Origin of the sequence: Variovorax sp. J2L1-78 (assembly GCF_030317205.1) — a bacterium.
In the GTDB taxonomy this organism is placed as follows: Bacteria; Pseudomonadota; Gammaproteobacteria; order Burkholderiales; family Burkholderiaceae_C; genus Variovorax; species Variovorax arabinosiphilus.
The window spans coordinates 31,791-56,897 of sequence record NZ_JASZYB010000006.1 but is presented as its reverse complement, the minus strand read 5'-3'; the positions used below and the strand labels follow the sequence as shown (position 1 = coordinate 56,897).

Here is a 25,107-nt window from a genome sequence, read left to right as displayed (position 1 = left end):
GTGCTTTCAGGCGCCGAACATGTCACCGTCGCGCGTGGGCGGTGCCACGCCGAGGTGCCGGTAGGCCGCCAGCGTGGCGATGCGGCCGCGCGGCGTGCGCTGCAGGTAACCCTGCTGGATCAGGTAGGGCTCGATCACGTCTTCGATGGTGTCGCGCTCCTCGCCGATGCTGGCGGCGATGTTGTCGAGGCCGACCGGGCCGCCGTCGAAGCGATGGATGACGGCCTCGAGCAGCTTGCGGTCCATCAGGTCGAAGCCTTGCGGGTCGACGTCGAGCATGGCGAGCGCCTTGTGCGCGATGTCTTCGGTGATGCGGCCGTCGCCCTTGACGTCGGCGTAGTCGCGCACACGGCGCAGCAGGCGGTTGGCGATGCGCGGCGTGCCGCGCGAGCGGCGGGCGATCTCGAAGCCGCCGGCCGGGTCCATCGGCGCGTTGAGCAGGCCGGCGCTGCGGGTGACGATGCGGCCCAGTTCCTCGGCTGTGTAGAACTCCAGCCGCGAGACGATACCGAAGCGGTCGCGCAGCGGGTTGGTCAGCATGCCGGCGCGGGTGGTGGCGCCCACCAGGGTGAAGGGCTGCAGGTCGAGCTTGATGCTGCGGGCCGCGGGGCCTTCGCCGATCATGATGTCGATCTGGTAGTCCTCCAGCGCGGGGTAGAGGATTTCCTCGACGACCGGGCTCAGCCGGTGGATCTCGTCGATGAAGAGCACGTCGTTCGGCTCGAGGTTGGTCAGGAGCGCGGCCAGGTCCTTGGGTTTCTCCAGCACCGGGCCGGAGGTCTGGCGCAGGTTCACGCCGAGTTCGGCGGCAATGATGTGGCTGAGCGTGGTCTTGCCCAGGCCGGGCGGGCCGAACAGCAGCACGTGGTCGAGCGCCTCGCCGCGCTTGCGGGCCGCCCCGATGAAGATCTCCAGCTGCTCGCGCACCTTGACCTGGCCGACGTAGTCGTCGAGCAGCTTAGGGCGCAGCGCCCGCTCGATGGCTTCTTCCTTGGGCGAGGCAGGCGCGGCGGAAACCACGCGTGGCGGGGCGGGGGCGAAGTCGTCGGTCTGGATGGTCATGGCAGGCTAGGCTGAAGGAACAGTTTAGTCGGCCGGATGGCCGCAGCGGGGTGGTCTGCGGCGGCCAGCCACGACACCCTCGGGCAGAATGCCCCTCCCAAGGAGGGAGCCGTCCACGTGTCCATCTATGAACTGAAGCCTCGCTTCCAGGCGCTGCTGCGGCCGCTCGTGGTGCGACTGCACGCCGCGGGCGTGACCGCCAACCAGGTGACGCTGGCCGCCTGCGCGATCTCGGTGGCGCTCGGGCTGTGGCTCTTCTTCGCCGCGCCACGGGCCGGCTTCTTCGCCCTGATCCCGCTCTGGATGTTCCTGCGCATGGCCTTCAACGCCATCGACGGCATGCTGGCGCGCGAACATGGCCAGCAGAGCGCCCTGGGCGCCTTCCTCAACGAGCTGACCGACGTGCTCTCCGACGCGGCGCTCTACCTGCCCTTCGCGCTCGTCGCGCCCTTCCATCCCTTCTGGGTCGGCACCGTGATCGTGCTGGCCGGCCTCAGCGAATTCACCGGTGCACTCGGCCCGACGGTCGGCGCATCGCGCCGCTACGACGGCCCGATGGGCAAGAGCGACCGCGCCTTCGTCTTCGGGGCCCTCGGGCTCTATGTAGCGCTGGGCTGGCCGCTGCCCGGCTGGGCAGGCTGGCTGATGCCGCTGCTCGCCGCGCTCGTCGCCTGGACCATCGTCAACCGCATCCGGCGCGCGCTGGCCGAAGCCGGCACGCGCCCCACTCTCTGAATCGAACCCCATGACCCAGCCTCGCGTTCCGCACGAGCACCACTTCACCACGCACGACGGCGTCTCGCTGTTCTACCGGCACTGGCCGGCCACCGGCACCGCACGGCGCGGCGCCATCCTGCTGTTCCACCGCGGCCACGAGCACGGCGCGCGCATGGCGCACCTGGTCGACGAACTCGACCTGCCCGACTTCGACTTCTTCGCCTGGGACGCCCGCGGCCACGGCCAGTCGCCCGGCCCGCGCGGCCACAGCCCCAGCTTCGCGACCTCGGTGCGCGACGTGCAGACCTTCGTCGACCACATCGGCAGCGCGCACGGCGTGCGGGAGCGGGACCAGTACGTCATCGCACAGAGCGTCGGTGCGGTGCTGATCTCGACCTGGGCGCACGACTACGCGCCCAAGGTGCGCGGCCTGACGCTCGCATCGCCCGCCTTCAAGGTCAAGCTCTACGTGCCCTTCGCGCGTGCCGGCCTGGGGCTGATGCACAAGCTGCGCGGGCTGTTCTTCGTCAACAGCTACGTCAAGCCGAAGTTCCTCACGCACGACCCGGAACGCATCGCCAGCTACGAGCGCGATCCGCTCATCTCGCGGCCGATCGCGGTCAACATCCTGCTCGACCTGTACACGGCGGCCGACCGGGTGGTGGCCGACGCCAACGCGATCACGCTGCCGGTGCAGCTGCTGATCTCGGGCGCCGACTGGGTGGTGCACCACAAGCCGCAGCACGCCTTCTTCGACAAGCTCGGCAGCGCGATCAAGACCAAGACGGTGCTGCCCGGCTTCTTCCACGACACGCTGGGCGAGCGCGACCGCGTGCCCGTGGTGGCGTCGATCCGCGAGTTCATCCTGCAACGCTTCGACGCGCCGACGCCGCCGGTCGACCTGCGCGAGGCGCACCTGCAAGGCGCGACGGCCGACGAATCGCGCGCGCTCGCCGCGCCGCTCTCGCCCTGGTCGCCACGCGGCGCCTACTGGGCCATCACGCGCGCCAGTCTGCGCTTCGGCGGCCTGCTCTCGCGCGGCGTGAAGCTGGGGCACGACACCGGCTTCGATTCGGGCAGCACGCTCGACTACGTCTACCGCAACGCGCCGGACGGCAAGGGCGCGCTGGGCCGCTCGATCGACAAGACCTACCTGAACTCCATCGGCTGGCGCGGCATCCGCCAGCGCAAGATCCATGTCGAGGAACTCATCCGCGAGGCGATGGAACGGCTGGCCGAACAGCACCGCGAGGTGCGCGTGATGGACATCGCCGCCGGCCATGGCCGCTACGTGCTCGATGCGGTGCAGGCGAGCCCGGTGAAGGCCAGCTCGATCCTGCTGCGCGATTACAGCGACATCAACGTGCGCGACGGCACCCGACTCATCGCCGAGAAGGAACTGCAGGACGTCGCCAAGTTCGTGCAGGCCGACGCCTTCGACCGCCTTAGCCTCGCGACCGTCACGCCGCGGCCGACGCTGGCGGTGGTCTCGGGCTTGTACGAGCTGTTCCCCGACAACGAGATGGTGCGCCGCTCGCTGGCCGGCGTCGGCGACGCGGTGGAAGACCGCGGCTACCTGGTCTACACCGGCCAGCCGTGGCACCCGCAGCTGGAGATGATCGCCCGTGCGCTGACCAGCCACCGCCAGGGCGAAGCCTGGGTGATGCGCCGCCGCACGCAGGCCGAGATGGACCAGCTGGTGGAAGAAGCCGGCTTCCGCAAGATCGCCCAGCGCGTCGACGAATGGGGCATCTTCACCGTGTCCCTGGCGATCCGTACCGTGCAGTGACATGAAGGCATGGTTCGCGCAGCGACCCTGGCGGCGAGCCATCGCCTGGCTCGTGCTGCTCGGGCCGCTGTTCTATGCGACCTACGGCTTCGCGAACTGGTGGGCCGCGACGCGCGCCGGGGTGCCCACGCTGGCCTTCGACTGGGAGCGTGGCATTCCCTTCTGGCCCTGGACCATCTTCCCGTACTGGACCATCAACGTCTTCTACGCACTGTCGCTGTTCCTCGCCCGCGACCGGCACACGATGGACCGGCACGCGCTGCGGCTGGTCACCGCCACCGTCATCGCGGTGAGCTGCTTCGTGGCGTGGCCGCTGCGCTTCAGCTTCGGGCAGCCGCCGGTCAGCGGCGCGCCGGCCTTTCTGTTCGATGCACTGCGCGGCTTCGACCAGCCCTTCAACCAGGCACCGTCGCTGCACATCGCACTGGCCGTGATCCTGTGGGACTGGTACCGCCAGTTCATCCGCCCGCTGTGGGCGCGGTTGGTACTGCACGTGTGGGCTTTCGCGATCTGCGCGTCGGTGCTGACGACCTGGCAGCACCACGTCATCGACATCCCGACCGGTGCGCTGCTCGGCCTGGTCTGTGTGTGGCTGTGGCCGCTGGAACGGGTGGCGTCGATCCGGCAGAGCTGGCGGGTCACGCGTGATCCGCAGCGCTGGAAGCTGGCAAGTTTCTATGGCGTCGGCGCGCTGATCTTTCTCGGTGCCGCGCTGGCCATCGGCGGGTTCGGCCTGTGGCTCTGCTGGCCGGCCGCCTCGCTCGCCTTGGTCGGGCTGAACTACGCGGCCCTCGGCGCGCGCGGCTTCCAGATGGACAACCGCGGCCGCATGCGCTGGGCAGCGGGATGGCTGTTCGCGCCCTACCGGCTCGGCGCGGCGATCAACGCCTGGGCCTGGACGCGGCGCCTGCCGCCCTCGGTCGAGGTGGCGCCAGGGCTGCGGCTCGGCCGCATCCCGACGCGGGACGAATGGGTGGCGGCCGGCCGCCCGCGGCTGGTGAGCCTGTGCGCCGAGCTGCAGCTGCCGCGCGTCGACGGCGCACGCTGCGTGCCGATGCTCGACCTGGTCGTTCCGCCGCCGCACCGCCTGCAACGCGCCGCCAGCGTCATCGATGCGCAACGCCGCACCGGGCATACCGTGTGGGTGTGCTGCGCGCTCGGCTTCTCGCGCAGCGCGGCAGCCACCATCGCCTGGCTGCGCCTGCACGGGCATTCGGTCAGCGTGGGCGATGCCGAAGCGCAGGTACGCCGTGCACGGCCACAGATCGTGCTGCGTGCCGCCTGGCAGCGCGCACTCGACCATGCGACCCGGCACACTCGCACCCCATGACCGACCACGAACGCGCCCTCTGTACCGCCACCGCCCGCCTGCTGCAGGCGGCCGGCGTCATCGCGGCCTGGGGGCTCGGGCTGAGCCTCGTCGCCATCGGCGTGCTGGCCCTGACGGGCCGCTCCCTGTCGATGCTGTCCTGCATGGGCTTCGGCGCGGTCGCGATCATCGGCATCTTCGAGCGCTACATGGCGCTGCGGCTGCGGCTCGACGTCGGGCTGTTCGACGGGCTGGCCTGTGGCGCCATCCCGTCGCTCAGCACGCTCGACGTGGCCCTGCAGAAGCTGGGCCTGCGCCAGACATCGGAGGCCCCCGATGCGCCGCGCGCGCTGGCCGACCGGGTGCAGGGCGCCCGGCAGCTGATGCAGCGCCACGGCATTGCCGTCGCCTGCCAGAGCGCGATGTTCCTGCTGGCGCTCCTGACCCAGGACTTGCGCTGACCCCTCCTCTCTCATCTTAAGAAGAAGCATCGTCATCATGAGTTCTCCCCCTCGCAGCGGCCTGCGCCATGCGGCGGCCGTCGTCTCGGCCTGGTCGATCGTGCTGGCCGCACGGCTGCTGACCGGCGTGCGCGCCATCTGGGCAGGCACCACGCCCAAGGCCGAGCAGACGCTCTACTTCGCCAACCACACGAGCCACGGCGACTTCGTGCTCCTGTGGGCCACCCTGCCGGCCGACCTGCGCGCGCTGACGCGGCCGGTCGCGGGGCAGGACTATTGGGAGGCATCGGCGATGCGGCGCTTCATCGGCGTGGATGTATTCAACGCGCTGATGATCCGCCGCGACGGCGGCACCGCCGCGGGCGCGCCGAACCCGGTCGAGCAGATGACCGAGGCGCTGCAGTCCGGCGACTCGCTCATCATGTTCCCCGAAGGCACCCGCAACACCGGCGACGAGATCCTGCTGCCGCTCAAGAGCGGGCTCTTCCACCTGGCGCGCGCCTGCCCGCAGGTGCGGCTGGTGCCGGTGTGGATCGAGAACCTGAAACGCGTGCTGCCCAAGGGCGCGCTGGTGCCGATCCCGCTGGCCTGCACGGTGCGCTACGGCGCGCCGCTGGTGCTGGCCGAGGGCGAGGACAAGAACGCCTTCATCGCGCGCGCCCGCGCCGCGATGCTCGACCTGCGCCCCGAGTACGACAAGGCGGAGGACTGAAGGCCATGCATATCTCCGCTTCGACCCACACCACCCTGATGCTCTTCGGCGGCGTCTTCGGCGTGCTCGTGCTCGCGTCGGCCATCGGCGCGCTGCTGAAGTGGCGCGTGGCGCACGGCCAGCCGCATTCGGTGATCGACAACCTCAACGCGCGCGTCAACGCGTGGTGGGTGATGGTGGCGGTCATCGGCCTGTCCTTCGCCTTCGGCAAGGGCGGCGTGATCGTGCTGTTCTACCTGATCTCCTTCTACGCGCTGCGCGAGTTCATGAGCCTGGCCTACACCCGACGCGGCGACCACGCCGCCATCGCGGTGGCCTTCTTCATCGCGCTGCCGGTGCAGTACCTGCTGATCTGGATCGACTGGTATGGGCTGTACGCGATCTTCATCCCGGTCTACGCCTTCCTCGTGCTGCCGATCCTCGCCGCGGTGGGCGGCGACACGCAGCGCTTTCTGGAGCGCACGTCGAAGATCCAGTGGGGGCTGATGGTCTGTGTCTTCTGCATCAGCCATGTACCGGCCCTGCTCACGCTGCAGATCCCCGGCTTCGAGGGCCGCAACCTGCTGCTCATCGCCTTCCTGGTGATCGTGGTGCAGGGCAGCGACGTGCTGCAGTACGTGTGGGGCAAGCTGCTGGGCAAGCGCAAGGTGGCGCCCGAACTGTCGCCGTCGAAGACATGGGAAGGGCTGATCGGCGGCGTGGCCAGCGCGACGGCCCTCGGCGCCGCGCTCTCCTGGGCCACGCCCTTCACATCGTGGCAAGCGGCATTGATGGCGCTGACCATCTGCCTGATGGGCTTCTTCGGCGGGCTGGTGATGTCGGCGATCAAGCGCGACCGCGGCGTGAAGGACTGGGGCCACATGATCGAGGGCCACGGCGGCATGCTCGACCGGCTCGACTCGGTGATCTTCGCGGCGCCCGTCTACTTTCACGCGCTGCGCTACTGGTGGGTTCCATGAAGGACGGTCGGACCGCGAAATCCGTGCTGATGGTGGCCGCCCTCGGGGTGGTCTTCGGCGACATCGGTACCTCGCCGCTCTATGCCTTCAAGGAATGCCTCAGCCCGGCCCATGGCGTCGTGCTGGACCGCAGCGCCGTGCTGGGGCTGCTGTCGCTGGTGCTGTGGGGGCTCATGCTGGTCGTCACGCTGAAGTACGTGGTGTTCGTGCTGCGCGCCGACCACGACGGCGAAGGCGGCATCCTGGCTTTGCAAGGCCTGGCCGGCCAGGCGCTCGAGAAGGGCGGCGCGCGGCCCTGGGCCTGGAAGGCCATCGCCGCGCTCGGGCTCGTCGGCGCCGCGATGTTCTATGGCGACAGCCTGATCACGCCGGCCATCTCGGTCCTGTCGGCGGTGGAGGGACTGGAGGTCGCCACGCCCGTGTTCAAGCCCTACGTGGTGCCGATCACACTGGTGGTCCTCATCGGGCTCTTCCTGGTGCAGCGCAAGGGCACGGCATCGGTCGGCCGGATGTTCGGCCCGGTGATGCTGCTGTGGTTCGGCGTGCTGGCCGTCTCGGGCATCGCTCACATCATCCGGAACCCGCAGGTGCTCGAAGCCATCGACCCCCGCTGGGCGTTGCAGTTTCTGCTCACGCACCGGGCCCAGTCGCTGGGCGTGCTGGGCGCGGTCTTTCTGGCTTTCACGGGCGGCGAGGCGCTGTATGCGGACATGGGGCACTTCGGCGCCGCGCCGATCCGCCTGGCCTGGGTCTTCATCGCGCTGCCGGCGCTGGTGCTCAACTACTTCGGCCAAGGCGCCCTGGTGCTGGCCGACCCGGCTGCCATCGACAACCCCTTCTTCCGTCTCTTTCCCGCCTGGGCCACCTTGCCGATGGTGGTGCTGGCGGCCTGTGCGACCGTCATCGCCTCCCAGGCGGTGATCTCCGGTGCGTTCTCGATGACCGCGCATGCCATGCACATGGGCTACCTGCCGCGCATGCGCATCGTGCAGACGTCCGATTCGGCCATCGGCCAGGTCTATCTGCCGACGGTGAACTGGTTGCTGATGGCGGGCGTCCTTCTGCTGGTACTGGCCTTCCGCAGTTCCGGGGCGCTGTCGGCCGCCTATGGCATCGCGGTGTCGGTGACGATGCTGACCACCACGCTGCTGGCGGGTGTGGTGGCATGGCGCCTGTGGCGCTGGAACCCGGTGGCCGTGGGCATCGGCGTGGGCCTCTTCGCCCTCGTCGACCTGACCTTCATCGTGGCCAACAGCCTGAAGATCGCGGAAGGCGGCTGGCTCACGCTGGTGGTGGCAGCGATGGTGATGTTCGTCTTCACGACCTGGGCCCAGGGCCGGCGCGTGACCGAGCAGGCGGCGGCCGAGGAGCGCATCGAACTGACACCCTTCATCGACGCGCTGGCGGTCGACATGCCGCACCGCGTGCACGGCACCGCGGTCTTCATGACGGCCGACCCGGGCAGCGTGCCGCATGCGCTGCTGCACAACCTCAAGCACAACCAGGTGCTGCACGACCGGGTGATCATCCTGTGCGTACGGAGCCGTCCCGTGCCTCGCGTGTACCCGGCCGGTCGGCTGGAGGTCGAGCAGCTCGCGCACGGTTTCTGGCGCGTGACGGCCTACCACGGCTTCATGGAAGACCCCGCCGTTCCGGAATACCTGCGGCTGATGGCGTATCAGCACGGTCTGCACATCGAGTCGATGTCGACCTCGTACTTCACCTCGCGCGCGTCGCTGGGCCTGGGCCGGCTCCCGGGGCTCGGCGTGCTGCGCAAGGCGCTCTTCGGCACGCTGCAGCGCAATGCGGCGCGGGCGTCCGACTACTTCGGCCTGCCGGACAACCGCCTGATCGAGATCGGCCGCCGCGCCAATTGAAGGTGGCCGCCCGTGGGGCTGCTGCGCGTACCGTGTGGTGTGCCTACTTCGCCAGCGCCCGCAGCGCCAACTTGATGCCGTCGCTCACGCTCGCGTCCTTCGGCAAGGCCTTGAGCGCGGCCGACGCTTCCTTGTCGCTGTAGCCCAGCGCGACCAGCGCCTGCAGGATGTCGGCCTGCGCGTCGGTGGCGGCGTGCGCCGGCAGCGCGATGTCGGCGCCCAGCTTGCCCTTGAGCTCGAGCAGCAGGCGCTCGGCGGTCTTCTTGCCGATGCCGGGGATCTTCACCAGCCGACCGGCGTCCTGCAGCGTGACGATCTGCGCCAGCTCGCCCACGCTCAGGCCCGACAGCACGCCCAGCGCCATGCGCGGGCCGATGCCGGAGATCTTGATGAGCTGGCGAAAGGCCGCCCGTTCCTGATGGGTGCCGAAGCCGTAGAGAATCTGCGCGTCTTCGCGCACCACGAAGTGCGTCAGCAGCGACACGCGCTCGCCGGTGTGCGGCAGGTTGTAGAACGTGCTCATCGGCACATCGACCTCGTAACCGACGCCGTGGCAGTCGACGACCACCTGCGGTGGATTGCGTTCGGCCAGCGTGCCGGTCAATTTGCCTATCATGGGTGCCCCTTCAAGAGCCGGAATTATCCTTTGATCGTTCGCCACACCTTCAAGCCCCTCAACAACGTGCGCCTCGGCCACCTGTGCGGCCCGCTCGACGAGCACCTGCGCCGCATCGAGGACACGCTGGGCGTGACGATCGCGCACCGCCACGAGCAGTTCAAGGTCGAGGGTCCGAAGGCCATCGCCGACCAAGCGATGGAGGTGCTGCAGGCGCTGTACGAGATCGCCGAGCGGCCGATCGACCCGGCCGTGGTGCAGCTCACGCTGGCCAGCGATTCGGGCATGACCGCGGACGGCGAGGCCGGCCCAATGCTGGTCACGCGCCGTGCCGACCTGCGGGCCCGCACGCCGACCCAGGCCGCCTACCTCGACCACATCGCCAAGCACGACATCACCTTCGGCATCGGCCCGGCGGGCACGGGCAAGACCTACCTCGCCGTGGCCTGCGCGGTCGATGCGCTGGAACGCAGCGCGGTGCAGCGCATCGTGCTCACGCGCCCGGCGGTCGAGGCGGGTGAACGGCTCGGCTTCCTGCCGGGCGACCTGTCCCAGAAGGTCGATCCCTACCTGCGCCCGCTGTACGACGCGCTCTACGACCTGATGGGCTACGACAAGGTGCAGAAGGCCTTCGAGCGCAACGCGCTGGAGATCGCGCCGCTGGCCTTCATGCGCGGGCGCACGCTGAACAACGCCTTCGTCATCCTCGACGAGGCGCAGAACACCACGCCCGAGCAGATGAAGATGTTCCTCACGCGCATCGGCTTCGGCGCCAAGGCGGTGGTGACGGGCGACGTGAGCCAGATCGACCTGCCCAAGTCGCAACTGTCGGGCCTGATCGATGCCGAGCGCGTGCTCAAGCGCGTCAAGGGCATCGCGATCACGCGCTTCAGCAGCGCGGACGTGGTGCGGCATCCGATGGTGGCGCGCATCGTCGACGCCTACGACGGCCAGCGCAAGCGCGGCGCAGGCGCGTGATGGCGCTGCCGGCACTGTCGCTGTCGCTGCAGTTCGGGCGCTTCAAGGACGTGGAGCGGCACCGCGCCGCGCTGCCACGCCACCGTGTCACGCGCTGGATCCGGCATGCACTGGACATCGACGGCGAGATCACCGTGCGCATCGTCGATGCGGAGGAAGGCCAGCGGCTCAACCGCGAGTTCCGCGGCAAGGACTACGCGACCAACGTGCTGACCTTCGACTATGCGCAGTCGCCCATCGTGATGGCCGACCTGGTGCTGTGCGCGCCGGTGGTGGCGCGCGAGGCGAAGGAAAACCGCAAGACGCTGGCCGACCACTACGCGCACCTGCTGGTGCACGGCACACTGCACGCGCAGGGTTGGGACCACGAGACCAGCGAGGCCGACGCCGATGAGATGGAAGCCTACGAGATCGATATCCTGGCCGAGATGGGCATCCGCAGCCCCTACGGCAAGTAGCGGTTCAGACGGCCGTCAAGCCGTCATCTGCAGCGGGATCGTCACCGGGCCGTCGTTGACCAGGTGCACCTGCATGTCGGCGGCGAACACGCCGGTCGCCACGACGGGATGCGCAGCGCGGGCCCGTGCCACGAACAGCTCGTACAGCCGCTGACCTTCATCGGGCGCGGCGGCCTGCGTGAAGCTCGGCCGGTTGCCGCCGCTCACATCCGCGGCCAGGGTGAACTGGCTCACGACCAAGAGGCCGCCACCGATGTCCTGTACGCTGCGGTTCATCTTGCCGGCATCGTCCGAGAAGATGCGCAGCTTGAGGATCTTGGAGAGCATCCGGTCGGCCACGGCGTCGGTGTCGTCGCGCTCGGCGCACAGCAGCACCAGCAGGCCCGCACCGATCGCGCCGACGGTTTCACCGGCGATGTCGACCCGCGCCTCGCGCACGCGTTGCAGCACCGCCTTCACTCGTGCTCCCCCATGCGCACGGCACGCGCTTCCATGTTGAGCGGCAGCAGCTGGATCGTGACGCGCAGGCCTGGCACGGCCTCCATCAGCGACTGCTCGAGCGCATCGCGCAACCCGGCCGCGCGCTGCAGCGACCACTCGCCCGGCACGTGCATGTGCAGGTCGGCGAAACGGCGGCGCCCCGCACTGCGCGTGACGATGTCGTCGAAGCGCAAAGCCGCGCCATCGGGCCGCGCGGCGAAACGCGCGAGGGCCTCGTTCATCGCCGCCAGCGACGGTGCATCGAGCGCCTGGTCCATCAACCCCTGCGACGAGCGCCAGACCAGGTGCACCCCTTCGCGCACGATGTTCAAGGCCACCCCGATCGCCAGCAGCGGATCGAGCCACAGCCAGCCGGTGACGTGCACCGCGACGATGCCGACCACCACGGCGGCCGAGGTCCACACGTCGGTGATCAGGTGCCGGCCGTCGGCTTCGAGGGCGATCGAGCGGTGCGCACGCGCCGCACGGAACATCGCGATGGCCAGCGCCGCGTTCAGCATCGAGCTGACGATCGACAGCGCCAGGCCCCAGCCGAGTTGTTCGATGGGCTGCGGCGACATCAACCGCACGATGGCCGCCCAGCCGATGGCCAGCGCCGCACCGATGATCAGGATGCCCTCGAAGCCGGACGAGAAATACTCCGCCTTGTGATGCCCGTACGGATGGTCTTCGTCGGCCGGGCGTGCGGCGATCGTCACCATGGCCAGCGCAAACATCGCGCTGGCGAGGTTGACGAAGGACTCCATGGCATCGGAGATCAGGCCCATGGAATTGGTCACGTAGCCCGCCGCCCCCTTGAGCACGATGGTCACCAATGCGACAGCGACCGAGACGCGCAGCAAGGCCTTGGGGCTCCAGCGAAGGGATGAAGAAGGTGCAGGAGCAGGCATGGCAGAGGGAAAAGCGGTACTAGACCGCACAAGGGAGCTGAATTATCGCGACCTCATCGACGAGGCGATGCGGTCGCTTACCATGCCGGGCCTCGCCCCGTGGCGACACCGTTCAAGGAGTGACCATGAACCATCGGATTCCGACCCTGCTGTGCATCCTTGCCCTGGCCAGCGGCGCCGCGTTCGCGCAGGCGACGGCCACACCGCCCGAACTGCAGGCCGGCACCATCAAGTCGGTCCGCGGCGACGTGCAGTTGCTCAGTGCCTCCGGAACCCAGCGCCCCGCTTCGCCCGGCGACGTGCTGATGCCCATCGACCGCGTGCTCACCGGCACGGATTCGGCCGCCAGCGTGGTGCTGCGTGACGGCACGATGATGGTGGTCGGCCCCTCGTCGCGGCTGGACATCAAGGAATTTCATTTCGACGCCACCACCCAGGACGGCGGCCTGCTGGTGTCCCTGCTGCGCGGCTCGATGCGCATGATCACCGGCCTGATCGGCAAAAAGCAGCCCGATGCCGTCCGCATCGAGACACAGACGGCTACCATCGGCATCCGCGGCACCGACTTCATCGTGCAGGCCGACGCCCAACCGTGACTTTTCACCGACTCGCTGCCACTGTCTTCACCAGCCTCCTGATTGCGGCCTGCTCGTCCAGCGGCACCCGCGTCGTGCTCCTTCCGCAGGCCGATGGCCGGCCATCGGCTGTGGTGGTCCGCGCCAACGGCGGCGAAGAGGTCCTGGGCAAGCCTTACCAGCGAGCCACCGCCAGCCGCAACAGCACCGGTGCGCCGGTGGTCGACCAAGCCGACCCGGCGCGCATCGAGGCCGAAAACCGCAGCCTGTTCGACCTGATGCCACCGCCACCGCAGCGCTACACCCTCTATTTCGATGCCGGCGAAACGGCCCTGACGCCCGAATCGCAAGTCACACTGAGCGAAGCGCTGGCCGCCGCCGCCGCGCGCAACGGCGGTGAAATCGTGGTGACCGGCCACACCGACACGCTGGGCACGCTGGAACGCAACGACGACCTGTCGCGCCGGCGCGCCCAGGAAGTGCGCCAGATGTTCGCCGACCGCGGTTTTCCCGCCAGCCGCATCCAGGCGATCGGGCGCGGCGAACGTAACCTGCTCATTCCGACCCCCGACGAAGTCGCGGAGCCACGCAACCGCCGGGTGACGATCGAGGTCCGCTGAGCGCCGGCGCGCTTCAGCCCAAGAGCACCCGCGCGAACTTGCGCTTGCCGACCTGCACCACGTAGCTGCCGGCCGGCAGCTTGAGGCCCTTGTCGCTCACGACGGCCGAATCGATGCGCACGCCGCCGCCATCGATCAGGCGGTTGCCTTCCGACGTGGACGGCGCCAGCCCGGCCTGCTTGAGCAGCTGTGCGATGCCCAGCGGAGCGCCGGACAGCGTCACCTCCGGAATCTCGTCGGGCACACCGCCCTTGCTGCGGTTCGCGAAGTCCTGTTCGGCCGCCTCGGCCGCGGCGGCGCTATGGAAGCGCGCGGTGATTTCCTTCGCCAGGGCCACCTTCGCGTCCTTCGGGTTGCGGCCACCGGCGATCTCGGCCTTCAGCGCCTCGATGTCGGCCATCGAGCGGAAGCTCAGCAGCGTGTACCAGCGCCACATCAGGTCGTCGGAGATCGACAACACCTTGGCGAACATGGTGTTCGGCGCCTCGGTGACGCCGATGTAGTTGCCCTTGCTCTTGGACATCTTCTCCACACCGTCCAGGCCTTCGAGCAATGGCATAGTGAGTATGCACTGCGGCTCCTGGCCATATTCCTGTTGAAGATGGCGCCCGACCAGCAGATTGAACTTCTGATCCGTACCGCCGAGTTCCAGGTCCGACCTGAGTGCCACGGAGTCATAGCCCTGCATCAGCGGATACAGGAACTCATGCACCGAGATCGACTGGCCGGCCTTGAAGCGCTTCGTGAAGTCGTCGCGCTCCATCATCCGCGCCACGGTGTACTTGGCGGCCAGCTGGATCATGCCGCGCGCGCCCAGCGGGTCGCTCCATTCGGAGTTGTAGCGGACTTCGGCACGATCCACATCCAACAGGAGCCGCAGTTGATCGAAATAAGTCGCAGCGTTGACCTCGATCTGCTCACGGGTCAGCGGTGGCCGCGTGCTATTGCGGCCGGACGGATCTCCAATGGTCGTCGTGAAGTCGCCGATCAAAGGGATCACGGTGTGTCCCAGGTCCTGCAACTGACGCAGCTTGTTGAAGACGACGGTGTGGCCCAGGTGAATGTCCGGGGCCGTCGGATCGAGACCGAATTTGATGCGCAACGGCGTGCCCGTGGCCTCGGCGCGCTGCAGTTTGCGCACCCATTCCTCTTGGGGGAGCAACTCGTCAGCCCCGCGCAGGGAGATTTCGAGCGCACGTCCTACAGCATCGGAAAGACTTTGGCTTGTAACAAACTCGGGCTTCATTGGGACTTTTTGGCAGTTTTGCGTATGGCCGAAGCTATACTCAGCCCGACTTTCCAAGCGTCGGATTCTAAGCGGCGCTTTTCTTTCGCTCCGTCCTGCAGCCTCGCCACGCGAGTTCAGTGCTGAGGACCCGCCGAACCGAAACAGGGCTTTAAGACGTTGATCAACGCCATTCTCGCTGCCGAGGAGCTGCTGGCTTCCCGTGTCGCACATACCTTCCGCACCTATCCGAAGCAGATCAGCGCCGCCATCGGTGCGCTCTTGCTGTGCGCAGGTGGCGGCGCCTTCGCCGTCGCATCGCTCGGCCCGGACGTGGCCGACCTGCCGGTCCGGCAAGTGCTCGAAGCCGTCCAACCTTTGGCCTACGCCGATCAGGTGGAAGCGCTCGACACGCACGACTTCACGCTTTTCCGCACGGAACTCACCCGGGCCAGCGACACCATCGACGCGCTGCTCAAGCGCCTGGGCATCGCCGACCCGGCCGCCGCAGCCTTCGTGCGCGGCAATGCCGAAGCGCGAGGCGCCCTGTTCAACCGGACCGGCCGCTCGGTGACCGCCGAGGCCGCCCGCGACAACACCCTACAACGCCTGAGCGCACGCTGGATTCCCGACGGTGATGGCGGCTTCAAGCGCCTGGTGATCGCCCGTGACAGCACCGGCAAGGGCTTCACGGTCCGCACCGAGGCCGACCGGCTCACGGCCGCGAGCCGGCTCGCCAGCGGCGTCGTGCGCAGTTCGCTCTTCGCCGCCACCGACGAGGCCCGCATCCCCGATGCGGTCGCCAGCCAGCTGGCCGACATCTTCTCCGCCGACGTCGACTTCCGCGCACTGCGCAGGGGCGACCGTTTCGCCGTCGTCTACGAAACCTTCGAAGCCGATGGCCAGTCGCTGCGCAGCGGCCGGGTGCTGTCGGCTGAGTTCGAGAGTAACGGCAAGATCTACCAGGCGATGTGGTTCCAGGAACCGGGCAAGAAGGGCGGCTACTACCGCCCGAACGGCGACAGCCTGCTGCGTGCCTACCTGTCCTCGCCGGTCGAGTTCTCGCGCATCTCCAGCGGCTTCGCGATGCGGATCCACCCCATCCAGAACACCTGGCGCCAGCACAACGGCATCGATTTCGCAGCCCCCACCGGCACCGCGGTGCGGGCCGTCGGTGACGGCGTGGTGGAATTCGCCGGCCGGCAGAACGGCTACGGCAACATCATCATCGTGAAGCACCGCAACAACCAGGAAACCGTCTATGCGCATCTCAGCCGCATCGACGTGAAGGTCGGGCAGGCGGTGAGCCAGAGCCAGTTCATTGGCGCGGTCGGTTCCACCGGGTGGGCCACGGGCCCGCATCTGCACTTCGAGTTCCGCGTGAACGGCGAATACACCAACCCGGCCAACATCGCGCAACAGGACGGCGGCACGCCGATCAGCGCGTCGGTGCGCCCGATCTTCGACCGCCAGGCGATGGCGACGCGCCGCGAGCTGGCCGCCGCCTTCTCCGTGGTCCAGGCGAGCGCCGACTGAGCGGCCCCCCGATACCTGGCTGAGCGCGCATGGCCGAACGCTTCATCGGCCTGATGTCGGGCACCTCGCTCGACGGGGTTGACGGCGTCGTGGCGGACCTTGACGCGGGTCGCATCGCGGTCCTGGCCCACGCCAGCGCGCCCTTTCCTGAGGCGCTGCGCGCCGAGCTGCTGGCGCTCAACACGCCCGGCGACAACGAGCTGCACCGCGCAGCCCTGGCGGCCAACGGCCTAGCGCACCTCTATGCCGACGTGGTGCGACAACTGCTGAACGACACCGCCTGCTCACCCGCCGACGTCACGGCGATCGGCGCCCATGGCCAGACCATCCGGCACCAGCCCGGCGCAGTCGATGGCATCGGCTACACGTTGCAGCTGAACAACCCCGCTCTGCTCGCCGAGCTGTGCCGCATCGACGTGGTGGCAGACTTCCGCAGCCGCGACGTGGCCGCTGGCGGCCAGGGGGCGCCGCTGGTGCCCGCCTTCCACCGTGCGGTGTTCGGCCAGGTGCACCAGACCCTCGCGGTCCTGAACATCGGCGGTATCTCGAACCTGAGCGTGCTGCCTGCCGACGGCGGCCCGGTCCTCGGTTTCGACTGCGGCCCCGGCAACGCCCTGATGGACCATTGGTGCCGCCTGCACACCGGCCGGCCTTTCGACGACGGCGGCCGGTGGGCGGCCAGCGGCCGCGTCGACCCGCTGCTGCTGGCGCGGATGCGCGCCGAGCCCTTCTTCGCGCAGCCCCCTCCCAAGAGCACCGGCCGCGACCTGTTCCACCCTGGCTGGCTCGATGCCGTGCTGGGCGAGGCGGCCCTCGCCCCCGTCGACGTGCAGGCCACGCTCACCGAGCTCACGGCATCCGCGTGCGCGCACGACGTGCGCCTGTACGGTGGCGACGCGTCGGCACTGATCGTCTGCGGCGGCGGCGCGCTCAACGACCACCTCATGGGGCGCCTGGCCGCCCTGCTGCCCAAACTGACCGTGTGTTCCTCCGCCGAACGCGGCTTGCCGCCGCAGCAGGTCGAGGCCGCCGCCTTCGCCTGGCTGGCACGGGCCACGCTCCGGCGTGAGCCCGGCAACCTGGCGAGCGTGACCGGCGCACGCGGCGCACGGGTGCTGGGCGCGATCTACCCCGCCTGACGCCTTGCTGCAAGGCTCCTCAGCCGTGCCCCGACACCTCGGGCTGCGGGGGCTGCACGGCACGCGCCTCGGGCGGCAGGTGCCAGAAGATCAGCGCGGAGGCGAGCGTGATCAGCCCCATGGTCGCGAACGTGGCCTGGAAGGCGTGCAGGGTGTCGATGGGCGCGGCGCTCCCGAAGATGCCCGAATAACCGCCAAGGACCGAACTGGCGGCCGCCACGCCCAGGCTCATCGCCAGCATCTGGACCATCGACAGCAGGCTGTTGCCGCTGCTGGCCATGCTGCTGTCGAGATCACGCAGCGTGACCGTGTTCATCGCCGTGAACTGCAGCGAGTTAACCGCTCCGAAACAGAGCAGCAGCACGATGTGCAGTGCCACCGGTTGGCCCGGCGACGTCAGCGCAAAACAACCCATCGTGACACCCACCAGCGCGGTGTTGGCGACCAGCACGCGGCGGTAGCCGAAGTGCGTGATGAGCGGCGTGGTGAAGCGCTTCATCGCCATGCCCGCCATCGCGATGGGCAGCATCATCAGGCCCGCGTGCAGGGGCGAATAGCCCATCGAGACCTGGAGCAGCAGCGGCACGAGAAAAGGCATGCAACCGCTGCCCAGACGAGAGAACAGGTTGCCGAGCAGGCCGATGCTGAGGGTCGGCACCTTGAAAAGCACCGGCGAGAACAACGGATCGGGCTTGCGCGCTGCCTGCAGCCAATAGGCCGTCAGGCTGGCGAAGCCGAACACCAGCAGCACGAACACGCTCACCTGACGCAGCCCCAGTTCGGCCACGCCGTCCAGCGCCAGCGAGATCGCCACCATGCCGAACGCCAGCATGGCATAGCCGGCGCCATCGAAGCGCCGCAGCGCCACGCCCCGGATATCTGGCATGAAGCGCAGCGTGGCGATGCAGCCCAGCAGGCCGACCGGCACGTTGATCAGGAAGATCCAGTGCCACGACGCGTACTGCACCAGCCAGCCACCCAACGTCGGCCCCAGCAACGGTCCGATGAGCCCGGGGATGGCCACAAAGCTCATCGCCTGCAGGAACTCTGCGCGGGGCACCGTGCGCAGCAGCGCCAACCGCCCCACCGGCAGCAGCAGTGCGCCGCCTAGCCCCTGCACCACCCGGGCGGCCACAAGCTGGCCGAGGCCCTGCGAGAGCGCACAGGCGACCGATCCGAGGACAAACAGCACGATCGCCGAGAAGAAGATGCGCCGCGTGCCGAAGCGATCGGCGATCCAGCCCGAGGCCGGGATCAGCATCGCCATCGTGAGCGAATAGGCCACCACCACGGACTGCATGCGCAGCGGGCTGACGCCCAGGCCAACGGCCATGGCCGGCAACGCCGTGTTGATGATCGTCGCGTCCAGCGTCTGCATGAAGAAGCCGACGGCGACGAGCCACAGAAGGCTTTTGCGCACGGGCGCGACGGGGTTGGCAACCTCTGGCGTCATGAAGGAACGGGGAGTTGAAAGAACGACGGACAGCAAAAAGCCGCCCGAAGGCGGCTTGGCGGGGACGCTAGATCAGCAGCATCCAGGCATCAGGCCGAGAAGCTCGAACCGCAGCCGCAGGTGCTGGTGGCATTGGGGTTCTTGATCACGAACTGGGCGCCCTGGAGGTCTTCCTTGTAGTCGATCTCCGCGCCGACCAGGTACTGGTAGCTCATGGCATCGATCAGCAGCGACACGCCGTTCTTGGTCATGGTCGTGTCGTCCTCGTTGGTGATCTCGTCGAAGGTGAAGCCGTACTGGAAGCCGGAGCAGCCACCTCCCTGCACGAACACCCGCAGCTTAAGCTCGGGGTTGCCCTCTTCGGCGATCAGGTCGGCCACCTTGGCGGCCGCGCTGTCGGTGAAGACAATCGGCTCGGGCATCTGGGTCGGGGTCTGGATGGTTTCGGCAACAGCGCTCATGTGCGGGACTCCTGTGGGGGGTGGGCCGAACATGCGGCCAATGCGGGAATGCTACTGCAAGCAGCAAAAAGCCGCCCAGAGGGCGGCTTTCGCAACATGCCAAGTGCGGATATTCGCGTCGCGAGCCGCTGCAGGGCAAGGCACAAACCGGAGCCGGACTTCCGTCCGGCGAGGATTTGCAACGCCGCCATGCAGTGGCGCAGCAGCGAAGATCAGCGCTTGGAGAATTGCTTGCGGCGGCGTGCGGAGTGCAGACCGACCTTCTTACGCTCGACTTCACGCGCATCGCGCGTCACGAAGCCGGCCTGGCTCAGCACCGGCTTGAGCGTCGCGTCGTAGTCGATCAGGGCGCGGGTGATGCCGTGGCGCGCGGCGCCGGCTTGACCCGATTCGCCGCCACCGGCCACGTTGATCATGATGTCGAAAGCTTCGACGTTGTTCGTCAAGAACAGCGGTTGCTTGGCGATCATGATGGACGTTTCACGGCCGAAATAGGCCTGGATGTCCTTGCCATTGACCGTGATCTTGCCGGTGCCCTTTTTCATGAACACACGGGCGACGCTGGATTTGCGACGGCCGGTTCCATTGTTCCATTCACCAATCATCTCAAGGCTCCTTACAGTTCCAGCACTTTGGGCTGTTGGGCGGTATGCGGGTGCTCGGCGCCACCGTAGACCTTGAGTTTCTTGATCATCGCGTAGCCGAGCGGGCCCTTGGGCAGCATGCCCTTGACGGCCTTTTCCAGGGCACGGCCCGGGAACTTGGATTGCATGTCGCGGAAGTTGGTGGCACTGATGCCGCCCGGGTAACCCGAGTGACGGTAGTACACCTTGTCGATCGACTTGGCTCCGGTGACGCGCAGCTGGGCTGCGTTGATGATGACGATGAAGTCACCGGTATCGACGTGAGGCGTGTAAATGGCCTTGTGTTTGCCGCGCAAACGGAGAGCAACTTCGCTGGCTACTCGTCCGAGGACCTTGTCGGTCGCGTCAATCACAAACCACTCGTGCGTCACGTCAGCGGGTTTTGCGCTGAACGTTTTCATGAGTATCTTTCGACTTGGTTTGCCCAACCGGAGTTGGTGTGGCTGTGCCCTTTTCCACGGTCGGTTTTCCTCTGGTGGGAATCTCTTAGGTGGGGGATCGCGAACCGGAACCGGTTCGCACACTTCGCCGCGGGGCTGCCAAAACGCTGCGAAGCCCGCGATTCTATGACGAAAGGCGGGCTCCAGGCAAGTTTCCTGCCCGCCTTAACGGCCAGCAGGATCAGGCCACGTTCAAAAGCGATGGCGCATGCCCAGGCCGAAGCTGTTGCCGTGGCTCCGGTCCGTGATCCGGTCCTGCATGAGCACCGCGTACAGGTCGGTGCGCTTGGACAGGAAGTAGTCGTAGCCAACGCTGCCCGTCGTGCGACTGCCGTCGTAGGTGCCTTCCACCTTGGTACGGGCCATGGCCGCCAGAATGGCGCCGGCGCCCACGGGCACCGACACGCCCAGCGACGTCGTCCTGGCATCGTAATCGGCGATATCGGTCTTGGCGCCGCCGTAGGTGACGAAGAACTTGGCGAAACCGGGGTCGTACGAACCGCCGACCATCCAGTCCTTCTTGGTCTCCGGCACGGCCACACCCGCCACAACGGTCGTCAGCGGCGCCGAAGCGCCCGAGTTCGACACCTGATCGCGCTCGTAGTAGGCCGTCGCCGACCACGGGCCGTTGAAATAGAGAACGCTCACACCGACATTCTTCTTGCCGTCGTTGCCCGTGCTGTTGAGCTGTTCGCCGAACTGATACTGGAGCGTTGCCGTCAGGCCGGCGAACCGGGGGGTCGTGTAGAGCACCTGGTTTCCCCAGCCCGTGTCCGAAGGCGTGGTGCGGTGCAACCAGGCCGCGTTGTTCACGTTCGCGTGCAACACCAGCGGCGAGAACGCGGAGGTATCGCCGAAGGGATTGGTCAGGATGGTCGGGATGAAATTCGGCGCCGCGGCGCGGCCGAGCCGCAACGACCCCAGGCTGCCCGAGAGGCCCACGTTCGCGTCACGCGTGAAAAACGGGTCCCCATTGAAACGACCGGTTTCGCCGCTGTCGACCCGCATGAACGAGGCCAGCACGAAGGTCGCCGACAGCCCGCCACCGAGGTCTTCCACCCCACGCATGCCAAACCACGATGTCGCGAGGCCGCCGCTGCCCACTTGGTCGACGCGCCCCGGCGCACCCGCCATTCGGATGGAACCGACGAAGGCGTCGGCCAGCCCGTTAAGGGTCACTGAGGACTGGGCATAAGCAGGGCAAGCGACGGCAGTGACGATGGCAATGAGGCAAGAGCGAAGCATGAAGCAGTGTTACAAAAACTTAAACGAATGTGAGAACGCATTCTCGACTCGCAAAATTCGAACCTGTTGTTTTCGCATCACGGCACGGAGGTCAAAATCGACGTTTCGTAATTAGTCTCCCGCCTCTCTTGTTGAATGCAATAGCGGCCGTCGAGTCCAGCGATCGTTCCCTTCTCTCCAGGCACTATTCACATGTTCAGCTACCGCCACGCCTTCCACGCCGGCAACCACGCCGATGTGCTCAAGCACACGGTGCTGATTGCCACGCTCGAGCATTTGCTCGAAAAAGACGCGGCGCTCACCGTGGTCGACACCCATGCCGGCGCCGGCCTCTACCGGCTCGACGGCGACTACGCCGACACCAGCGGCGAGGCGGCACAGGGCATTCTGCGGCTGCTGCAGCCGCCTGCCGTCGCGGCCGGCACCAAGAAGGCAGCCGCCGACGCGCCCCTGGCCGAGGCCATCGCCCGCTATCTCGCGGTGATCGCCGACTTCAACCCCAAAGGGGGCGCCAAGGTCTACCCCGGTTCGCCCTTCATCGTGCAGCACCTGCTGCGCGACCACGACCGGCTCAAGCTCTTCGAGTTGCACCCGACCGATTCGCGCACGCTCGACGCGAACATCGCGCAACTCGAAGCCGGCCGGCAGATCGCCGTGCTGCACGAAGACGGCTTCGGCAGCGCCACCAAGTTCCTGCCGCCGCCCTCGCGCCGCGCCTTGGTGCTGTGCGACCCGAGCTATGAACTGAAGACCGACTACGGCCGCGTGCTCGACTTCGTCGGCGAGGCGCTCAAGCGCTTCGCCACCGGCACCTACGCCGTCTGGTACCCGATCATTCCGCGGCCCGAGGCGCACGACCTGCCGCGCCGGCTCAAGACGATGGCGACCAAGGCCGGCAAGTCGTGGCTGCATGCCACGCTCACCGTCAAGTCGAGCAAGATCGTGACGGCACCGACCGGCGAGACGCGCCGGCCCGGGCTGCCTGCCAGCGGGATGTTCCTGATCAACCCGCCCTACACGCTGAAGGCGCAGATGGCGGCCGCGCTGCCGCAGTTGGTGGAACGGCTGGGCCAGGACCGCAACGCCGCCTTCTCGCTCGACGCGGGCGGCTGACGCCGACCCTAGTTGCGCCGCCGCGCCGCGACCTGGCGCTTCGGCCTGACGGCAGGCGCCGGCGCCTTGGCCTGCGCACGCTCCGCATCCGGGGTGGGCTGCAATGCCGTCACGTCGGCCACCTCGCCGTTGCAGCGCATGCCCGGCTGGTCGACCACGTGCAGTGCCACCTGCTTGATACCGGTGCTGACCATGTCCAGCGCATCCGCCGCCGCCCGGCTCAGGTCGATGATGCGGCCCGAGGAGAAGGGGCCGCGGTCGTTGATGCGCACCAGCACCTCTCGCCCGTTGACCAGGCTGCGCACGCACACGACGGTGTTGAAGGGCAAGGTGCGATGCGCTGCGGTCATCGAGCTCATGTCGAATCGCTCGCCGTTCGCGGTCTTGCGCATATGGAAGCCGATGCCGTACCACGACGCGCCGCCGCGCTGGTAGACGGTGCGCGGCACGTCATCGCCCGGCACGCCATCGTCGGGGCCGAGTTCGTCCTGGCCCGAGGAGGCCAGGTCATAACGCACCGAGGGCACGGCCGACCGGGGTCGAGCGCCCGCCGGCACCGACAGATCGCGCGTCAGCGGCTGCAGGCCGGACGCGGCAGGCGCCGACGGCCCACCTTCGCCGCCCGATGGCGGCGCGACGCAGGCCACCAGCAGGCCGGCGAGCAGGGCCGCGAGGCCCGCCCGCCAGGGCACGCCGCCGGCGCCGCCACGCGTCATGCGCGCCTGCCGAGCCGCTCCAGCAGGGCGAGCGTCGCGGCGGACTGGTTCATCGTGTAGAAGTGCAGCGCCGGTGCGCCGCCGTCGCGCAGTTGCTCGCACAGGCGCGTCACGACGTCGAGGCCGAAGGCCTTGATCGACGCGACATCGTCGCCGTAGCTCTGCAGCCGCAGCCGGACCCAGCGCGGAATCTCCGCGCCGCAGGCGTCGGAGAAGCGCATGAGCTGCGTGGAACTGGTGATGGGCATCACGCCCGGCACGATCGGCGTTGCGATGCCCAGGCGCTGCGCTTCGTCGACAAAGCGGAAGTACGCATCGGCATTGAAGAAGTACTGCGTGATGGCCGAATCGGCACCGGCGCGCACCTTCTCGGCGAAGGCCTTGAGGTCCGACTCGGGCGAACGCGCCTGCGGATGCACCTCGGGGTAGCAGGCCACCTCGATGTGGAAGTCTCGGCCCGTCTCCTCGCGGATGAAGGCCACCAGGTCGCTCGCGTACTGGAACTCGCCGCCCGCGCCATAGCCGCTGGGCAGGTCGCCGCGCAGCGCGACCAGGCGCTTGACGCCCATGGCCTTGAGCTCGCCCAGCTGGGCGCGCACCGTGGCCTTGGTGGCGCCGATGCACGAGAAGTGGCTGGCGGCATCGCCGCCCTCTTCCAGGATCTCGCGCACGGCGGCGAAGGTGCCGTCGTGGGTGGACCCGCCGGCACCATAGGTCACCGAGCAGAACTCGGGACGCATCGCGTAGAGCTGCTGGCGCACCGCGCGCAGCTTCACCGCGCCTTCGGGCGTCTTGGTCGGAAAGAATTCAAAGCTCAACGGAAGTTGCATGGGCAGCTCCGGCAGGGCCGTCGTCACGGACGGCATGGATGAAGAACTCGCGGTTGCCGTCGCCCCCGGCGAGCGGGCTGTCGAGCCAGCGCACCACGCGCTGGCCGAGCGCGGCACAGGCGTCGCGCAGGCGTTGCTCGACGATCGGGTACATCGCCTCGTCGCGCACGATGCCGCCCTTGCCGACCTGGCCGGGCTGCAGCTCGAACTGCGGCTTGACCAGCATCAGCAGGTCGCCGCCGGACGCGAGGAACGGCATCACTGCCGGCAGCACCAGCGTGAGCGAGATGAAGGACAGGTCACCGACGATCAGATCGAACGCGGTGTCCTCGCCCTCGGGAAAATCCTCGGCCGTCAGCGCACGTGCATTGACCTTCTCGATGGCCGTCACCCGCTCGTCGGCCCGGATGCGGTCGTGCAGCTGGCCGTGGCCGACGTCGATGCCGACCACATGCATGGCACCGTGCTGCAGCAGGCAGTCGGTGAAGCCGCCGGTCGACTGGCCGATGTCGAGGCAGCGGCGGCCCGACGGGTCGACGCCCGTCGCGGCCAGCGCGCCGTCGAGCTTCAGCCCGCCGCGCGACACATAGCGCGACTCGGCCGCATCGACCAGTTCGAGCTCGGCCGATTCGGGGATGTCGTCGCGGTTCTTGCCCACGCTGCGCCAGTCGGCGCCGCTGCCGGCGTCACGCCATCGCAGCCCGCCCGCGATGAGGCGGACGGCTTGCGACCGCGAGGCCGCCAGGCCGCGTTCAACCAGCAATTGATCGGCACGCAAGGT

At 68.1% G+C, this 25,107-nt stretch carries 27 protein-coding genes; 14 read left to right on the top strand and 13 right to left on the bottom strand.

Annotated features, from left to right (window positions below; translation table 11 throughout):
• Positions 1–6: 6 nt before the first annotated feature.
• Positions 7–1,062 carry a Holliday junction branch migration DNA helicase RuvB gene (ruvB, locus tag QTH86_RS26930; protein ID WP_286649329.1) on the bottom strand — a complete coding sequence of 352 codons (1,056 nt, stop codon included), beginning with the start codon at positions 1,060–1,062 and terminating at the stop codon, positions 7–9.
• A 117-nt stretch (positions 1,063–1,179) separates the two neighbouring features.
• Here ruvB and QTH86_RS26925 point away from each other — a divergent pair, with 117 nt between their 5' ends.
• The 7 genes from QTH86_RS26925 to QTH86_RS26895 are packed head-to-tail and all read left to right on the top strand — an operon-like array spanning position 1,180 to position 8,886.
• Complete coding sequence (locus tag QTH86_RS26925) at positions 1,180–1,797, top strand: CDP-alcohol phosphatidyltransferase family protein (RefSeq protein WP_286649328.1); 618 nt, start codon at positions 1,180–1,182, stop codon at positions 1,795–1,797.
• A 10-nt stretch (positions 1,798–1,807) separates the two neighbouring features.
• A complete protein-coding gene (locus QTH86_RS26920; protein ID WP_286649327.1) occupies positions 1,808–3,568 on the top strand; it encodes a bifunctional alpha/beta hydrolase/class I SAM-dependent methyltransferase in 1,761 nt (586 codons plus the stop codon).
• Between the two features lies 1 nt (position 3,569).
• Positions 3,570–4,898 carry a phosphatase PAP2/dual specificity phosphatase family protein gene (locus QTH86_RS26915; protein ID WP_286649326.1) on the top strand — a complete coding sequence of 443 codons (1,329 nt, stop codon included), beginning with the start codon at positions 3,570–3,572 and terminating at the stop codon, positions 4,896–4,898.
• A complete protein-coding gene (locus QTH86_RS26910) occupies positions 4,895–5,338 on the top strand; it encodes a hypothetical protein (RefSeq protein ID WP_286649325.1) in 444 nt (147 codons plus the stop codon). Before QTH86_RS26915 ends, QTH86_RS26910 begins: the two co-directional genes overlap by 4 nt.
• 37 nt (positions 5,339–5,375) lie before the next feature.
• Positions 5,376–6,050 carry a lysophospholipid acyltransferase family protein gene (locus QTH86_RS26905; RefSeq protein WP_286649324.1) on the top strand — a complete coding sequence of 225 codons (675 nt, stop codon included), beginning with the start codon at positions 5,376–5,378 and terminating at the stop codon, positions 6,048–6,050.
• A gap of 5 nt (positions 6,051–6,055) precedes the next feature.
• A complete protein-coding gene (locus QTH86_RS26900; protein WP_286649323.1) occupies positions 6,056–7,009 on the top strand; it encodes a phosphatidate cytidylyltransferase in 954 nt (317 codons plus the stop codon).
• Complete coding sequence (locus QTH86_RS26895; RefSeq protein WP_444814123.1) at positions 7,006–8,886, top strand: potassium transporter Kup; 1,881 nt, start codon at positions 7,006–7,008, stop codon at positions 8,884–8,886. Before QTH86_RS26900 ends, QTH86_RS26895 begins: the two co-directional genes overlap by 4 nt.
• 43 nt (positions 8,887–8,929) lie before the next feature.
• On the opposite strand, the gene ruvA is transcribed toward QTH86_RS26895, so the two are convergent.
• A complete protein-coding gene (gene ruvA / locus QTH86_RS26890) occupies positions 8,930–9,502 on the bottom strand; it encodes a Holliday junction branch migration protein RuvA (protein ID WP_286649322.1) in 573 nt (190 codons plus the stop codon).
• A gap of 30 nt (positions 9,503–9,532) precedes the next feature.
• Here ruvA and QTH86_RS26885 point away from each other — a divergent pair, with 30 nt between their 5' ends.
• Positions 9,533–10,480: a PhoH family protein gene (locus QTH86_RS26885; RefSeq protein WP_286649321.1), complete on the top strand. Its 948-nt coding sequence runs from the start codon at positions 9,533–9,535 to the stop codon at positions 10,478–10,480.
• The gene (gene ybeY, locus QTH86_RS26880) at positions 10,480–10,938 is read left to right on the top strand and encodes an rRNA maturation RNase YbeY (protein ID WP_286649320.1); all 459 of its coding nucleotides are present in this window, start codon (positions 10,480–10,482) and stop codon (positions 10,936–10,938) included. The genes QTH86_RS26885 and ybeY overlap by 1 nt, the downstream gene beginning before the upstream one ends.
• Positions 10,939–10,953: 15 nt before the next feature.
• Here ybeY and dtd read toward each other — a convergent pair whose 3' ends face one another.
• Positions 10,954–11,397, bottom strand: a complete 444-nt coding sequence (gene dtd / locus QTH86_RS26875; protein WP_286649319.1) for a D-aminoacyl-tRNA deacylase — start codon at positions 11,395–11,397, stop codon at positions 10,954–10,956.
• Positions 11,394–12,329, bottom strand: a complete 936-nt coding sequence (locus QTH86_RS26870) for a cation diffusion facilitator family transporter (RefSeq protein ID WP_286649318.1) — start codon at positions 12,327–12,329, stop codon at positions 11,394–11,396. Before QTH86_RS26870 ends, dtd begins: the two co-directional genes overlap by 4 nt.
• 125 nt (positions 12,330–12,454) lie before the next feature.
• Here QTH86_RS26870 and QTH86_RS26865 point away from each other — a divergent pair, with 125 nt between their 5' ends.
• Together QTH86_RS26865 and QTH86_RS26860 are read left to right on the top strand one after the other, a co-directional pair.
• The gene (locus QTH86_RS26865) at positions 12,455–12,925 is read left to right on the top strand and encodes a FecR family protein (protein WP_286649317.1); all 471 of its coding nucleotides are present in this window, start codon (positions 12,455–12,457) and stop codon (positions 12,923–12,925) included.
• Complete coding sequence (locus QTH86_RS26860) at positions 12,922–13,524, top strand: OmpA family protein (protein WP_286649316.1); 603 nt, start codon at positions 12,922–12,924, stop codon at positions 13,522–13,524. The genes QTH86_RS26865 and QTH86_RS26860 overlap by 4 nt, the downstream gene beginning before the upstream one ends.
• Positions 13,525–13,537: 13 nt before the next feature.
• Here the strand turns inward: QTH86_RS26860 and tyrS are convergent, their stop codons facing one another.
• Entirely contained in the window at positions 13,538–14,770 is a 1,233-nt protein-coding gene (gene tyrS, locus QTH86_RS26855; protein ID WP_286649341.1) for a tyrosine--tRNA ligase, read from the bottom strand.
• Between the two features lie 159 nt (positions 14,771–14,929).
• On the opposite strand from tyrS, the gene QTH86_RS26850 reads away from it, so the two are divergent.
• Both QTH86_RS26850 and QTH86_RS26845 read left to right on the top strand, forming a co-directional pair.
• Positions 14,930–16,285: a M23 family metallopeptidase gene (locus QTH86_RS26850; protein WP_286649315.1), complete on the top strand. Its 1,356-nt coding sequence runs from the start codon at positions 14,930–14,932 to the stop codon at positions 16,283–16,285.
• A gap of 29 nt (positions 16,286–16,314) precedes the next feature.
• Positions 16,315–17,424, top strand: coding sequence for an anhydro-N-acetylmuramic acid kinase (locus QTH86_RS26845; RefSeq protein WP_286649314.1), 1,110 nt, complete (start codon positions 16,315–16,317; stop codon positions 17,422–17,424).
• 19 nt (positions 17,425–17,443) lie between these two features.
• On the opposite strand, the gene mdtD is transcribed toward QTH86_RS26845, so the two are convergent.
• The 5 genes from mdtD to QTH86_RS26820 all read right to left on the bottom strand — a co-directional run bounded on the left by mdtD (position 17,444) and on the right by QTH86_RS26820 (position 21,667).
• Positions 17,444–18,877 (bottom strand): multidrug transporter subunit MdtD, encoded by a 1,434-nt coding sequence (gene mdtD, locus QTH86_RS26840; protein WP_286649313.1) that lies wholly within the window; start codon positions 18,875–18,877, stop codon positions 17,444–17,446.
• 89 nt (positions 18,878–18,966) lie between these two features.
• Positions 18,967–19,338, bottom strand: coding sequence for an iron-sulfur cluster insertion protein ErpA (gene erpA, locus QTH86_RS26835; RefSeq protein WP_183027375.1), 372 nt, complete (start codon positions 19,336–19,338; stop codon positions 18,967–18,969).
• Positions 19,339–19,550: 212 nt separating this feature from the next.
• Positions 19,551–19,943, bottom strand: coding sequence for a 30S ribosomal protein S9 (rpsI, locus tag QTH86_RS26830; protein ID WP_162569459.1), 393 nt, complete (start codon positions 19,941–19,943; stop codon positions 19,551–19,553).
• A gap of 11 nt (positions 19,944–19,954) precedes the next feature.
• Positions 19,955–20,383: a 50S ribosomal protein L13 gene (gene rplM / locus QTH86_RS26825; protein WP_286649312.1), complete on the bottom strand. Its 429-nt coding sequence runs from the start codon at positions 20,381–20,383 to the stop codon at positions 19,955–19,957.
• A gap of 231 nt (positions 20,384–20,614) precedes the next feature.
• Positions 20,615–21,667: a porin gene (locus QTH86_RS26820; RefSeq protein ID WP_286649311.1), complete on the bottom strand. Its 1,053-nt coding sequence runs from the start codon at positions 21,665–21,667 to the stop codon at positions 20,615–20,617.
• A gap of 192 nt (positions 21,668–21,859) precedes the next feature.
• Between QTH86_RS26820 and QTH86_RS26815 the strand changes: the two genes are divergently transcribed.
• Positions 21,860–22,780, top strand: coding sequence for a 23S rRNA (adenine(2030)-N(6))-methyltransferase RlmJ (locus QTH86_RS26815; RefSeq protein ID WP_286649310.1), 921 nt, complete (start codon positions 21,860–21,862; stop codon positions 22,778–22,780).
• Positions 22,781–22,788: 8 nt separating this feature from the next.
• On the opposite strand, the gene QTH86_RS26810 is transcribed toward QTH86_RS26815, so the two are convergent.
• From QTH86_RS26810 to QTH86_RS26800, 3 genes are read right to left on the bottom strand one after another with little or no spacing between them, the layout of a single operon-like run.
• Complete coding sequence (locus QTH86_RS26810; protein ID WP_286649309.1) at positions 22,789–23,496, bottom strand: septal ring lytic transglycosylase RlpA family protein; 708 nt, start codon at positions 23,494–23,496, stop codon at positions 22,789–22,791.
• Positions 23,493–24,326: a methylenetetrahydrofolate reductase [NAD(P)H] gene (gene metF / locus QTH86_RS26805; protein WP_286649308.1), complete on the bottom strand. Its 834-nt coding sequence runs from the start codon at positions 24,324–24,326 to the stop codon at positions 23,493–23,495. The genes QTH86_RS26810 and metF overlap by 4 nt, the downstream gene beginning before the upstream one ends.
• Positions 24,304–25,104 (bottom strand): TlyA family RNA methyltransferase, encoded by an 801-nt coding sequence (locus QTH86_RS26800; RefSeq protein ID WP_286649307.1) that lies wholly within the window; start codon positions 25,102–25,104, stop codon positions 24,304–24,306. The genes metF and QTH86_RS26800 overlap by 23 nt, the downstream gene beginning before the upstream one ends.
• Between the last annotated feature and the right edge of the window lie 3 nt (positions 25,105–25,107).